The 13,279-nt window shown below is 62.7% G+C and carries 14 protein-coding genes; 5 read left to right on the top strand and 9 right to left on the bottom strand.

Annotated elements, in window-relative coordinates:
- Positions 1-30 precede the first annotated feature (30 nt).
- From ACUN0E_RS31285 to ACUN0E_RS31270, 4 genes are read right to left on the bottom strand one after another with little or no spacing between them, the layout of a single operon-like run.
- Positions 31-1,158, bottom strand: a complete 1,128-nt coding sequence (locus tag ACUN0E_RS31285; protein WP_445569015.1) for an amidase — start codon at positions 1,156-1,158, stop codon at positions 31-33.
- Positions 1,155-1,670: a nuclear transport factor 2 family protein gene (locus ACUN0E_RS31280; protein WP_445569014.1), complete on the bottom strand. Its 516-nt coding sequence runs from the start codon at positions 1,668-1,670 to the stop codon at positions 1,155-1,157. Before ACUN0E_RS31280 ends, ACUN0E_RS31285 begins: the two co-directional genes overlap by 4 nt.
- A 20-nt stretch (positions 1,671-1,690) precedes the next feature.
- A complete protein-coding gene (locus ACUN0E_RS31275) occupies positions 1,691-2,068 on the bottom strand; it encodes a hypothetical protein (RefSeq protein ID WP_408338010.1) in 378 nt (125 codons plus the stop codon).
- A gap of 48 nt (positions 2,069-2,116) precedes the next feature.
- Positions 2,117-3,373 carry an acyl-CoA dehydrogenase family protein gene (locus tag ACUN0E_RS31270; protein ID WP_445569013.1) on the bottom strand — a complete coding sequence of 419 codons (1,257 nt, stop codon included), beginning with the start codon at positions 3,371-3,373 and terminating at the stop codon, positions 2,117-2,119.
- 250 nt (positions 3,374-3,623) lie between these two features.
- Between ACUN0E_RS31270 and ACUN0E_RS31265 the strand changes: the two genes are divergently transcribed.
- A complete protein-coding gene (locus tag ACUN0E_RS31265; RefSeq protein ID WP_445569012.1) occupies positions 3,624-5,114 on the top strand; it encodes a PAS domain-containing sensor histidine kinase in 1,491 nt (496 codons plus the stop codon).
- Positions 5,115-5,121: 7 nt separating this feature from the next.
- Here ACUN0E_RS31265 and ACUN0E_RS31260 read toward each other — a convergent pair whose 3' ends face one another.
- From ACUN0E_RS31260 to ACUN0E_RS31245, 4 genes are read right to left on the bottom strand one after another with little or no spacing between them, the layout of a single operon-like run.
- Positions 5,122-6,438, bottom strand: coding sequence for an MFS transporter (locus ACUN0E_RS31260; RefSeq protein ID WP_445569011.1), 1,317 nt, complete (start codon positions 6,436-6,438; stop codon positions 5,122-5,124).
- 37 nt (positions 6,439-6,475) lie between these two features.
- Complete coding sequence (locus ACUN0E_RS31255) at positions 6,476-6,868, bottom strand: tautomerase family protein (protein WP_408509347.1); 393 nt, start codon at positions 6,866-6,868, stop codon at positions 6,476-6,478.
- A 28-nt stretch (positions 6,869-6,896) separates the two neighbouring features.
- Entirely contained in the window at positions 6,897-7,397 is a 501-nt protein-coding gene (locus ACUN0E_RS31250) for an aromatic-ring-hydroxylating dioxygenase subunit beta (RefSeq protein ID WP_445569010.1), read from the bottom strand.
- A complete protein-coding gene (locus ACUN0E_RS31245) occupies positions 7,394-8,677 on the bottom strand; it encodes an aromatic ring-hydroxylating oxygenase subunit alpha (RefSeq protein ID WP_408230402.1) in 1,284 nt (427 codons plus the stop codon). The genes ACUN0E_RS31250 and ACUN0E_RS31245 overlap by 4 nt, the downstream gene beginning before the upstream one ends.
- A gap of 105 nt (positions 8,678-8,782) precedes the next feature.
- Here ACUN0E_RS31245 and ACUN0E_RS31240 point away from each other — a divergent pair, with 105 nt between their 5' ends.
- Positions 8,783-9,703, top strand: a complete 921-nt coding sequence (locus ACUN0E_RS31240; RefSeq protein WP_408230405.1) for a LysR family transcriptional regulator — start codon at positions 8,783-8,785, stop codon at positions 9,701-9,703.
- Positions 9,704-9,720: 17 nt separating this feature from the next.
- On the opposite strand, the gene ACUN0E_RS31235 is transcribed toward ACUN0E_RS31240, so the two are convergent.
- On the bottom strand, positions 9,721-10,608 hold the full coding sequence (locus ACUN0E_RS31235; protein ID WP_445569009.1) for a LysR family transcriptional regulator: 888 nt from the start codon (positions 10,606-10,608) through the stop codon (positions 9,721-9,723).
- A gap of 102 nt (positions 10,609-10,710) precedes the next feature.
- Here ACUN0E_RS31235 and catB2 point away from each other — a divergent pair, with 102 nt between their 5' ends.
- The 3 genes from catB2 to catC all read left to right on the top strand — a co-directional run bounded on the left by catB2 (position 10,711) and on the right by catC (position 13,239).
- A complete protein-coding gene (catB2, locus tag ACUN0E_RS31230; RefSeq protein WP_445569008.1) occupies positions 10,711-11,868 on the top strand; it encodes a muconate cycloisomerase CatB2 in 1,158 nt (385 codons plus the stop codon).
- A gap of 47 nt (positions 11,869-11,915) precedes the next feature.
- The gene (gene catA / locus ACUN0E_RS31225) at positions 11,916-12,824 is read left to right on the top strand and encodes a catechol 1,2-dioxygenase (protein ID WP_408389415.1); all 909 of its coding nucleotides are present in this window, start codon (positions 11,916-11,918) and stop codon (positions 12,822-12,824) included.
- A 124-nt stretch (positions 12,825-12,948) separates the two neighbouring features.
- Positions 12,949-13,239, top strand: a complete 291-nt coding sequence (gene catC / locus ACUN0E_RS31220) for a muconolactone Delta-isomerase (protein WP_445569007.1) — start codon at positions 12,949-12,951, stop codon at positions 13,237-13,239.
- The last annotated feature ends 40 nt before the right edge of the window (positions 13,240-13,279 follow it).

Genomic DNA, 13,279 nt, shown 5'->3' with positions numbered 1-13,279 from the left:
AAACTCATTTGCCCACCTCAACTACCTGCGTCAGGCGGCGAGGGCCGCTTCGAAGCGCGCCGCAATCGCGCACACCTGTTCATCCGCCCCTTTGCGTCCGACGATCTGCAAGCCAGCCTTGAGCGACGAGCCGTCGATAGGCAAGGGCAAGCTCAGTGCCGGATGGCCGCTCAGGTTGAATGGCCGGATCAACGACGACATGGCGATGACCGACGTGCCGCCGCGTGCTTCGTCGAGCGTGATCGGTAGCGCGGGCAGGGTGGGGAGAATCAAAACGTCGACGCTTTCCAGCGCATGGTCGACGGCCGCGGTGAATTGCCGGCGTACCGACTCCGCGGCATCGCATTGAGCGCTTGTCGTTTTTGCAGCGGCGCGCAACCGTGCGTCGAGATCCGCACCGAGCTTGCCGGTTGCCACCAGGTGACCGAACGCACGGGAAGTTTCCGCGTTGATGATCGAGAGGCCCGCTTCGAACGCGGCGGCGAGCCCGGCGAGTTCCAGCGTGCGAACGGTGCAGTCGGCCTGGCTTGCTGCACGCGTAACGGCGTTGAGGATTTCCCGCGTTGCATCAACCTGCACGACACCGACGTTCCACGCGCCTGATTGGCGCGCTTGGGCCGCATTCACGTCGAACCCGGCGGTAATCGCCTGCATCGCCGCGACGATCATCTGCATCTCGCGCGCGAACGGCCCGACACAATCGAGGGTCGATTCACGAGGTGCAACGCCGCGCTGGGAGACGCGCCCATAAGTCGGCTTCAAACCGATCACGCCGCAACACGCAGCGGGGCCGCGAATCGAACCGCCGGTGTCCGTGCCGAGCGCAGCATCGGCAAGCTTCAAACCCACGGCCGCCGCCGAACCGCTCGACGAGCCGCCGGGAATACGCATGGCGTCCTGCGGATTTTGCGGCGTGCCGGTGTAGTCGTTGATACCGGTCATGCCGAACGCGAGTTCGTGCATGTTCGCCTTGCCGACGATGTGCCAGCCGGCATCGAGCAAGCGCTCCACGACTTCCGCGTGCTGAACAGCAGGGGGGCTGTCGGCCAGCGCGCGGCTCGCGGCCGTGGTCGCGTAGCCGGCGATATCGATCGTGTCCTTGATCGCGATGCTCGGACCTGTGCCGCCTAACGACAAGGTCTGGATAAACTCGTTCATGGATTCGGTTTCCTTGCATTGACTTGCCAGGGCGCATCGAAAAGACGTTCGGTGCGAAAGTGCGTGATGAGCCAGTCGCGGCCATTGCCCGCGGGGGAAAAATCCACGTCCAGGCGCGCCGAGATCAACTCCGCTGGTGCGTCGACATAACCGGACGCTTGCAGCATGATCCAATGGCCTTTCGCGACCGCGCCGCGCACCTCGATGGTTTCCGACGTGAGGAAGTGCACATTCACCGAAAAATGCGGCGACGGCGGCAAGTAGCGCGTGAGCATCGTGAGAATTTCTGCCTGACCGCTGAGGCGGCCGAACTTGCTCGCGTACTGCGGGCCGATGCCTTCCCAGATCGCGTCGACAGTGAAGAGGGCCGCAAGCGTCTCGCCCTCGAGCGCGCCCGAAGGCACATCGCATAGCGCCATATAACGCGCCATCGTACGGCGCACCGCCGATTCGGCTTCGAGCACGGCGAGCCGTTCGGTCAACATGGCAAGCGTATTCGGGGTCTCGTTCATCGCATCACGCTCCGGTACGCTCAAGCAGCGTTAGCGTGTTGCGGCGGGACTTGCAGCGCGCGGCCGACTCGCGCTTCGATCTTGCCGTAGCGCCACAGGTTGTATTCGCCGACCGGTGTGGTGCGATACAGATTGCACACCGCCACGGCGGTGTCGAAGTCGCGCACGTCGGCCATGATGTAGAAGGTCCACGGCGAGTTGTCGGCATTGCCGACGGTGAGACGGTCGTCGTCCATGATGCCGAGCACGTTGACGCCGTCCATCGATTCGACCGCCGCCAGCATCTTGCCGTAGGCCTGCCAGACCTCGCCGATCTTCTCGCGCGGCAAGTCGAAAAAATTCTGCGTCACGCCGCAGCAGAACAGAACGCGCAAGGGCAGCTTCTGGTTATCGGACATAGTGTGGTTCTCCATGAAATCGTTTGAACGTCAAAATCAGAACGTGGCTTACAGGTAGCCCGGAATCGGCGGCACACCAACGAACACCGCACCGGCGCCGTCGAAGTTGCCTTCGCCGAGAAACGCGTGCTGGGTCACCACCATTGCATCGCGTAGCAGGCGCTGCAACGGATGCGTGCGGTAGATCGCCATTGTGCCGCCGAGCCGGTAGGCGCGCTGCACGACCTCGGCGCCTTCACGGGCGATCTGCGTCGCGGCGAGGCGCAGCAGGCTGACCTGATCAGGTGTGACGGGGTTGCCGGCAAGGATCGATTGCCAGACCGTGTCGGTGGTGTCGTAGAAGAACGCGCGGGCTGAGCGCAATTGCGCTTCGGCCTTCGCCAGTTCGATCCGGTAGTACGCTCGGTCGGCGAGTTGCGGCGCACCGGTTGTCGTCTTGCGGCCGCCGGCCATCTGGTTGGCGACATCGAGCGCCGCGCGTGCGAGGCCAAGGTTAACCACGGCCAATACTTGCGCCGCGTAGGCGATAGTCGGGTAGCGATACAACGGCTCGTCCACGCACGGCTCGCCGCCGCGCACGAAGGTCCAGTCGTCGGCAACGAACTGATCGGTGACGCACAGATCGTGACTCCCGGTGCCTTGCATGCCGACCACGTCCCAGTTCTCGATGATCTCGACCTGGTGCGGGCGGAACACGGCTGTGCGTGGTTTGCCGGGCACAACGGGGGCGCTCGTGCCTGAGCCGGCCGCACCTGAGCCGGCCGCACCTAGGCCGGTCGCACCTAGGCCGGCCGCACCTAAGCCGGCCGCGCCGATCCCCACGCCGAGCCAGTCCGCGCCCTTGCAGCCACTCGCGAATTTCCACGTGCCGTTCACACGCCAGCCGCCCTCGGCGGGTTGCGCGGGTTGCACGGGGAAGAGGCCGCCCGCAAACACCTGATCGGGACCGTCGGCGTAGATGTGCGCCTGAGTTGCCAGAGGCAACGCCGCGAGATACACGTTCGCCGAGCCGAAACTCGCGACCCATGCCGCCGAACCGTCCGCCACCGCGATGCGTTCGATCATGTCGAGGAACGCGGTGGGCGCGAGCGCATCGCCGCCGAAACGCCGCGGCGTCGCCGCGCGATACACGCCCGCGCGCTTGAGCCTGGCGATGACGTCGCGCGGTACATGTGACAGGCGTTCGAATTCCTCGCGCCGAGCGGCGATTTCGACGATGACGTCGGCGAGCGGCAAGCGCGTTGCATCGCGGCTGGCGTCGGCGGCAATGGCAGCGGCGGCATTGTCGGTAGCAGTGTCTGACATGGCGGGGCTTCTCCTTGTTCGTTATTGGCTGAAACACGAGGCACGATTCGATCGCGGGCGATGAAGCAGGCGACGACACGTGCAGGGTGAGGCCAGTCTAGAAATGCAAAAAGAACGCTTCAATTGGGACGCGGGATGCGTTTTTAGGTAACGCGCCGGGGGCGCCTAAAGAAATCTTCAGACGCGAATCATGCCGACTGGTGTTATGTTCTTTCCAATACGTGATTGGATTTTTCCACCGCCTCGCATAATGAATTTCCCCGCCGAAGAAGATTTCCACCGCCTGCTCGACGCGCTCACGTTGTGCGTGCTGTTGCACGACGCTGAAACGAAGGCGATCGTGTGGGCCAATCGCGCGGCTTGCGAGGCGCTCGGCTTTACGCTCGAAGAAATACTGCCGCTCAAGGCGAAAGACATGACCCGCCCGGTGCCGAGGTACCGGCGCGAGATCGGCGTCGGCGCTATGGATCGCGCGATCACCGAGGGCCCCCAGGTCTACGAGTGGTGTTACCGCTCCCGCACGGGGGCGGATATGCTGTCCGAGGCCATTGCCACCTATGTGCCGCTGCGTGAGCGCGGCGTGGTGATGGTGCAGTTCCGCGACATCAGTATCGAGGACACGCTCAAGCAGACGCTGCGGCGCTACGAGTCGCGGCTGCGCGAATTCATGCAGGATCTCGGTGAAGGCGTTGCCGTACTGACGCCCGCGGGCGCAGTGGAATTCGTCAGCGAATCCGGACGGCGTGTGCTGGGTCTGCAAGAGGGCGTGCCGATGGGCGACGTGCTCGACTATTGCAGCGTGTCTGATCGCGACCGCCTGCTCCAGCAACTCGCCAACGCGCCGCGCATCCAGCCTTCGGCACCGCAACGCTATCGGATTACGCGCCGCGATGGCACGCCGGTCTGGTTGCGCATTACGTGCAGAAGAATCGAAATCGAAGACGACCTCAACGGCCGCCTGCTGCACTTTCGTGACATTACGGACGAAGTCGCTGTCGAAGAGGCGCGCCGTAACGAAGCGCGGCTGCTGGAATATGCGGGGCGCTACAACGCGATGGGCGAAATGGCGACCGCCATTGCGCACGAGCTGAGCCAGCCGCTTGCCGCGGTGCGCAATTTCATCGAAGGCGCGATCCGGCGCCTCGCACAACCCGGTGTCGTCGACGACGTGTTGTGGGGCTTGCGCAGCGCCGATCGCCAGGCTGAGCGCGCGGCGGTGATCATCAAGAGCGTACGCGATTACATCGTCAAGCGAGAGCCGAGCGAGACGTACGTGGATATTCGCGACGTCATCACGGACGTTGCCTACTTCATCGAATTGCGTGCGAAGGAAGCGGGTGTTGCCGTCACCATCGAGCAGGCATCTGAAGCCTTGCCGGTGTATTGCGAGCGCGTGCTGATTGGCCAGGTCGTGCTGAATCTGGCGTTCAATGCGATCGAGGCGCTGACGGAATGCATGAATGCCGCTGCACGGCGCGGTGAATTGCGCCTTGTCACCAGCCTGCGCGGGAAATGTGCGCTCGTGCAGGTCGTCGATAACGGCCCGGGCGTGCCCGCCGAAGCGCACGGCCGGCTGTTCGACGGATTTTCTTCGTCGAAAGCAGGGGGTAATGGCATCGGTTTGTCGCTGTGCAAAAACATCGTCACCCGGCACGGTGGCGAAATCTGGGCCAAACCGGCACGGCAGGGCGGCCTTCAATGCAGTTTTACGCTGCCGGTTGTGACCGTTCCCGCCCGCTGATCGCAGCTCAATCATGCCTGGTACTGACGCTCTTCGGAATGGTCGAGAGCGTAATCGCGGTAATGAGGCCGAAGCCGATCAGCATCAACGCGACCGGCCACGGCGCATGGACCTTCGAATACAGTGCGATAGCGACCAGAGGCGCAAGTCCGCCGGAAAACACCGAAGCGATTTCGTGGCCTAGCGCCATGCCCGAATAGCGGACCTCGGTGGGAAACAGTTCGCCCATCAGCGCGGGCTGCGTGCCGATCATCGCACCGTGGCAGAAGGGCAAACCTAATGTGAGCGACAGGAATACGAGCAGCGGTTCATGGGTATCGATCAACCAGAATGCGGGAAACGCGATCACGACCAGGCCGAGCGCGCCGATCATATACACCGGCCGCCGCCCGATCACATCCGATAGCCGGCCCCACAGCACGATCGTGACGAGTTCGATCAGCATCGCGATCATCACGCCGCCGAGCATCACCGAAACCGGCACGCCGATCGTCTTGCCATACACCAGCACGAACGACAGGAAGATATACGTGCCGCCGTTTTCAGCGACACGTAGCCCCATTGCTTGCAACACCTGTTTCGGGTGATTGCGCAGCACCGTCAGCACCGGCATGTGCTTCGGTTTGGCCGCGGTGAAGTCGCGGCTCTCCGGCAGGCTCCGGCGAATATACACACCGACGCCGAAGATCAGCACGCTCGCGAGAAAGGGCACGCGCCACCCCCACGACATGAAGCTCTCGACCGGTAGTCGCTGCACCAGATAGAACGCGGCTGCCGACAACACGAAGCCGCCCGCCACGCCCAACTGGCTGAACGACGCATAGTAGCCACGACGATTGGCCGGCGCGCTTTCGCTAATGAGCAGCACGCCGCCACCCCATTCGCCGCCGGATGCGATGCCTTGCACGACCCGCAAACAAACGAGCGCAGCGGGCGCGAGGAAGCCGATTTGCGAGAACGTCGGCAACAGACCGATGCCGAAGGTCGCCACGCCCATCATCATCAGCGTCACGACGAGCGCACGTTTGCGGCCATGCCGGTCGCCGATGTGGCCGAATACGATGCCGCCCAGCGGCCGGGCCACAAAGCCGATCGCGAAGCCGGCGAAGGCGGCGAGGGTGCCCATCAGCGGATCGCCGTGAAGTGGGAAGAACAGCGGCCCGAAGATCAGGGCCGCGGCTGTGCCGTACAGAAAGAAGTCGTACCACTCGAGCGCGTTGCCGAGCACGGAAGCGACGATGATCCGCCGCAGTGTCCGCGAAGTCGCCGGCACTGCGGGCGTGGCGGGTGATCCGGCCGTGGGAGAAAGCGTGTCGTGTTGCATCGTCGTGCTCGCTGGTTCGCTTGTAGGGAGAAGGACGCTAGCGCCCGAGTGACTTCGCGGTCTGGCCGCCTATGCCGAAGTCGGTATTCGGAATGTCCTTGATCATCACGCGGGCGGCGTCGAGCGGCGTGTCGAGCACAGAGGCGCTCGTTTCGCTGAGTGAGGCGATCAACGCGGTCTTTTGCGCGGGCGTGCGCCCCGCAATCAGGATCGCGACGATCACCAGCAGCGATGCACGGCTGCCCGCGCGATCCGCCGCGCTGGCGCCGCCCACGCCGAAATCATGCTGCGGCAATTCGCTTAGCAGAATCCGCACCGATTCGGCGGGTGCGCCGATCGCATCGACGGTGGCCTGAGTGAGGCCGGCAATCAGTTGCGCTTTACGCGCTTCCGCATGGCCGGCGGGAAGATAAACCTCTAGTGTGGGCATCGTTTTGCTTCGCTCGAATCGTCGTCATTCACAACAGGAACCCGATGGCGCTGAGCGCCTCGGTCGAATCGATCAGGCGGATCACCTTCTGCACGATGCGCGGCTCGCCGCTCGAAAAACTGATGCGATGCGTGAGATCCGCCGCGAACAGGGTCGATTTGCCGCGTTTGTACGCGACGATGATCTGCGACGAGCTCACTTCGACCTCGTCGCTCGTATCGCTCGTCAGCGTGAAACGCGAGACCGTGCGCACGGTGCGGGCGGCGTCGCTTGCCGAAGCCGAATAACCGGACGTCATGCGTTGCACGCGTTTCTCGCGCATGTCCTGATCGTCGTACGCGTAGTTCAGCGAGGCGGCAAAGTCGGTGGCGTCGGGATCGATCGGCACCACGTAAAAGCCCGCCGGGTCCCACAGCGAAAGCCACTCGCGATAGTCCTTGCGGTCCAGCAACTCGGCTTCGCGCCAGATCAGTTCGATCGCGCCGGCAAAGGTTTGCCGCGAGAACAGCGTATTCATCTTGTCCATCATGCTTGCTCCATCATCGTGCGCCATTGCGCGTACGCTTCGCGCATGCCGGTTTCGTCGGTGGCGTGTGCGGTTTTTTCGCCATTCGGCGCCGTGCTCTCGCGATTCAGGCCGCGGTTCACGAGGATCGGCAGATCGGGGCCGGCATGTGAGCCGCGTTGCACGCGTTCCCACGCTTCGGCGTCGTCCGGGCTGCCGAATCCGAACGGACCCTGGAAGTGTTCGTGAATGCGCAGACGCACGCGGTTCGCTTCTTCGGGGCCGCCGTCCATGGCAAGGGCGACGTGACGGATTTCCGTCTCGTTCGCCGAGATGGGCCGCAGCACCCGGAAAAATGCCATCGACAGCGCGAGGTTCGGAAACAGATTCAGGTTGAAGCCGACACCCATCAGCGAACGTACGATGCGGCGCACTTCGTCGGGCGTGTGTTTTTTCGCGAGCGTGGCGGCAAGTGCTTCGAAGCGCTCGGGGATCGGCGCGCCATCGTCGCGGTCGAGATCGACGAGTTCCGGCACCAGCACGGCAAGGCTATGGCCGTTGCCGAGCGAGCGGCAGAATGCTTCGTCGCTCGTCATGAAACTCGTGATCGCGGCGGCGGTTTCGTCGTCGATCGATTTCATCCACGACTTGTGGACCACCGGGAAGTGATACAGGTCGGTGGTGTTTTCGAGCTGGATCTTCCAGTTGCCGTTAAAGCGGAAGCGATGTTCGCCATTCGCCTTGATCGGATAGCCCGCACCTTGCTTCATGAACAGGTCGATCCACGGTTTGGCGCCGCCGAGGAAATCTTCAAGCGGCTCGATCTCCTGATTGAAGCTCGCGAAAATCAGACCTTGATAGATGCCCACGCGCAGGCTGGCGAGCGGCAACTCGGTCTTGTCGATCACGCCTTCATAGCCGTCCCCATAGGGCAGTGCGCGCAATGCGCCGTCGAGACCATAGGTCCAGCTGTGATACGGGCACGTGAAGCCTTTCGCGTTGCCCTTGTGCTGCTCGCACACGGTCGCACCGCGATGGCGGCAACGGTTTTGCAGCACGTTGACGGTACCGCTCTTATCGCGCACCACGATTACCGGCTGGCGGCCGATCGTGGTGGTGCGGAAGTCGCCCGGATTGGGCAGTTCGCTTTCGTGCGCGACCCAGATCCACGTCTTGTAGAAAATACGCTCGAGTTCGGTTTCGAAAACCGCCGGGTCGTAGTACAGCGACGGGGCGACGCGGTCGGACTGCGCGCGCTGGTACAAGGCGCTTGCGTCGACGGTCTGATATGAGGATTCGCTCATCAGTTCGGTATGTGGGGTGGTTGATGAAGCAAAGTCTCGCTGACCGACTGATATGCGTCAAATTGATCTAAAATAAAATATAAGATCAATCTCATGGATATCTCGATGAATTCGCTGGACCACGTCGACCTCAATCTGCTGCGCGTTTTCCAGGCGATCGTCGAGGAGCGCAGCCTCACACGGGCGGGCCAGCGCCTTGCGTTGTCGCAGCCGGCGATCAGTTACTCGCTAGGGCGTTTGCGGACCTTGTTCGACGATCCGTTGTTCATCCGCACGCGCGCCGGTATGCAGCCCACGCCGATCGCGCTCGAACTGTCGGGCATCGTCGCGCGGGCACTGGATACTGTGCGTGAAGCCTTGCGCTACGCGGAACACTTCGATCCGGCGGTGAGCACGCGCACGTTCCGGTTATCGCTGTCCGATGCGGGCGAATTGGCGTACTTGCCGCCGATTTGCGAGGCGCTGCACCGGCAGGCGCCGCGCGTGAAGTTGCGTATCGAGCCTTTGCCGGTAGAAGCAATCGAAGATGCGTTGCGCGCGAGCCGGCTCGATTTTGCAATCGGCAATCTGCCGGCGCTGACCGCGCGCACGCGTCATCAGCCGTTGTTCGAGGAGACTTACGTTTGCATGACGCGCAAGCGCCGCGGCTTGCCGCGCACGAAAGAGCTGAGTATGAAGGCGTTTGTGGACGCGTCGCATGTGCAGATCACGTCGGTCGAACACAGCCACTACGCGCTCGACGACGCGTTTCGCGCGCAAGGTGTCGGCCGGCATATTGCGCTGGAATTACCGCATTTCGTGGCCTTGCCGAGCGTGCTGGCCGTGACCGATCTGTTTGCGACGCTGCCGCGGCGGCTTGCACAGATTTTCAATCGGGACGGTGGTTTTCAACTCTACGAGTTGCCTGTCACATTGCCGATGGCGGCTGTCACGATGCATTGGCACGAGCATTTCGACCAGGACGAGGGCAACGTGTGGTTGCGCAATCTCATGGCCGATATCGTGCGACGGTTCGACGAGCGTTGAGATGAGCCAGCGCCCCTTCACGCCCGTTTGAACAACGCCCGCGCCAGCGAACACAGCAACGTAGTCGTCGGCGACTCATCCTGCAGGCGGCGGCTCATGATGATCGGCGACACGATATTGGCGGCCGGAACCGGCCGGTACACCACGCCATGCGCGCGCAAACCCTCCACGCTTTCCGGTACCAGACACACGCCGACTTGCGCCGCGACCAGCCCCAGCGCGGTTTGCAATTCCCTCACTTCATGAATTGCCTTCGGCTCCAGCGCATGGTCATGCATCGCCGATAGTTGCTGGTCCGCGTAGCTCGGCCGTGGCGTGCTCGGATAGACGATCAGCGTTTCCTGCGCCAGCGCGGCAAGCGTCAGCGGTTTCTTCTGTCGTGCGAGCGGATGGTCTTGCGGCAGTGCGGCAATCATCCGTTCTTCGACGAGCACTTCACGCGCCAGTTGTGCGTCGTCGAAACGCAAGCGGCCGAAGCCAACGTCGATACGGCCGCCTTTGAGGGCAGCGAGTTGCTCGATCGTGAACATTTCAATTAGCGACAACTCGATATGCGGCGCCGCCTCGCGAAACGCGCGGATCACCGCGGGCAGCGCGCCATAGAGCGTGGACGGCACGAAACCGATCACGATGCGCTCGGCCAGTTGTGCGAGGCGTCGCGTGAGCGGGGCAAGTTCGTCGGCATCGTCGACCAGACGTCTGGCCTGTGCATAGAAAATGCGGCCGGCTTCGGTCAGCCGCAGCGGCCGCGAGCCGCGTTCGAACAGCGGGAGGCCAATGCTCTCCTCGATCTGCTGGATCTGACGGCTGAGCGGCGGCTGCGTCATATGCAGGCGTTTGGCGGCCCGAGTGATGTTCATTTCTTCCGCGACCGCAATGAAATAGCGGAGTTGGCGAAGTTCCATGCATACCCCTAAGGTATGGAAGTAGTCGGAATCGGTGTTGGACTGCTTCGCGGGTTGTTTCTACTATGGAGCTCTCGGTAAAGCAGTTCAGGAGCGCAACGAATGATAGCAACACCCGTGAAGATCGAAAGCGTGGAGACGATTCTCGTCGACGTACCGACGATTCGTCCGCACCGCCTTTCGGTCGCAACGATGAACTGCCAGACGCTCGTGCTGGTGCGTATCCGCTGCGCCGACGGTGTGGTCGGCGTGGGCGAGGGCACGACCATCGGCGGTCTCGCGTACGGCGAGGAAAGCCCGGAAAGTATCAAGGTCAACATCGATACGTACTTCGCGCCGCGGCTCAAAGACATGGACGCGACCCGCCCAGGCGCGGCGATGGCGAAGCTGCGCGCGCTGTTTCAGGGCAACCGTTTTGCGAAATCCGCGGTTGAAACCGCGTTGTTCGATGCCCAGGCGCAGCGTCTCGGCGTGCCCCTGTCGGAGTTGTTCGGCGGCCGTGTACGCGATTCGGTGGATGTGGCGTGGACGCTCGCGAGTGGCGACACGACCCGCGATATTGACGAAGCCGAACGTGTTTTCGAAGCAAAGCGGCATCGTGTGTTCAAGCTGAAGATCGGCTCGCGCGCAGTTGCCGATGACGTTGCGCACGTCGTGGCCATTCAGAAAGCGCTGGAAGGACGCGGTGAAGTGCGTGTCGACGTGAACCAGGCATGGACCGAATCCGAAGCGATCTGGGCTGGCAAGCGTTTCGCCGCTGCCGGTATTGCACTGATCGAGCAACCGATCGCCGCGGAGAATCGCGCGGGCCTCAAACGTCTGACGGATTTCGCTCAGGTGCCGATCATGGCCGACGAAGCATTGCACGGCCCGGCCGATGCGTTCGCCATCGCCAGCGCGCGCGCGGCCGATGTCTTCGCCGTAAAGATCGCACAATCGGGCGGCCTGACGGGCGCCGCGCAGGTGGCGGCAATCGCTTTGGCTGCGAACATCGACCTGTACGGCGGCACGATGCTCGAAGGCGCGGTGGGCACAATCGCCTCGGCGCAACTCTTCAGCACCTTCGGCGAACTGAAGTGGGGCACTGAACTGTTCGGTCCGCTGTTGCTGACCGAAGAGATTCTCACCGAACCGCTGCGCTATGAGAATTTTGCTTTGCATCTTCCACACGGGCCGGGCCTCGGCATCACGCTCGACTGGAACAAGATCGACCGCTTGCGGCGCGATACGCGCCAGGGCGCAAGCGTCACCACGAACTGACGGTTCATCCGCTAGCCGCCAAGAACATTAAACGAAGGAGATACCCCATGAACAAGCAAGCCATTGACGCGCTGCTGCAGAAAATCAACGACAGCGCCACCGGCGAAGGCAATCCGCGCACGAAGCAGATCGTCAACCGCATCGTCCAGGATCTGTTCTATACGATCGAAGACCTCGATGTGCAGCCGGACGAGTTCTGGACCGCGCTGAATTATCTCGGCGACGCAGGCAAGAGCGGCGAGCTCGGTCTGTTGGCTGCGGGCCTCGGCTTCGAGCACTTCCTCGACCTGCGCCTCGACGAAGCGGAGGCCAAGGCCGGTATTGAAGGCGGCACGCCGCGCACCATCGAAGGACCGCTGTATGTGGCGGGCGCGCCGGTGTCCGAAGGGCATGCACGACTGGACGACGGCACCGATCCCGGTCAGACGCTGGTGATGCGCGGTCGCGTGCTCGGCGAAGACGGCAAGCCGCTGGCGAATGCGCTGGTTGAAGTGTGGCACGCGAATCACCTCGGCAACTACTCGTACTTCGACAAGTCGCAGCCGGCCTTCAATCTGCGCCGCTCGATTCGCACGGATGCCGAAGGCAGGTACAGCTTCCATAGCGTGGTGCCGGTTGGCTACTCGGTGCCGCCGCAAGGGCAGACGCAGTTGTTGCTCGATCAGTTGGGCCGTCATGGGCATCGTCCGGCGCATATCCACTTCTTTGTTTCGGCGCCGGGCTGCCGCAAGCTGACCACGCAGATCAACATCGACGGCGATCCGTATCTGTGGGACGACTTCGCGTTCGCCACGCGCGACGGCCTCGTGCCGGCCGTCAAGCAGGCCGAGGGCGCGGAAGGCAAGCCCTATGGCGTGGAAGGCCAGTTCGCGTTGATCGATTTCGACTTCACGCTGTTCAAGGAGCGCGACAACTTGCCGGGCGCTGAAGTAGAGCGCGTGCGTGCAGAAGCGTGAGGCGCTGAAGCACTGACGCCCGAAAGGCCTGGACGTACCGCATGAATCTATCGACCCTGGCTGCGCGGCGCGGTTTGCCGGGTAACCAGGGTTTTTTATTACCGATAAGGAAAGGAGAGCAAGCATGCTGTTTCACGTTGAGATGACCGTCAACCTGCCGCCCGACATGGACGCGGAGCGCGCCGCGCGCCTGAAGTCCGATGAGAAGGCGATGTCACAGAAGCTGCAGCAGGAAGGCGTATGGCGACACCTGTGGCGCATCGCCGGACGCTACGCGAATATCAGCGTGTTCGACGTGGAAAGCCCCGCGCATCTGCATGACGTGCTTGGCCAATTACCGTTGTTTCCGTATATGGATGTCGAAGTACGCGCGCTGTGCCGCCATGCCTCGTCGATTCGTGACGACGACCGGTAAGAGCGCCAGAAAGAAGGTGCTGCGAATGCAGCACCTGGTT

The organism is Paraburkholderia sp. D1E, assembly GCF_052682275.1.
This window is presented reverse-complemented; position numbering and strand designations above follow the sequence as displayed.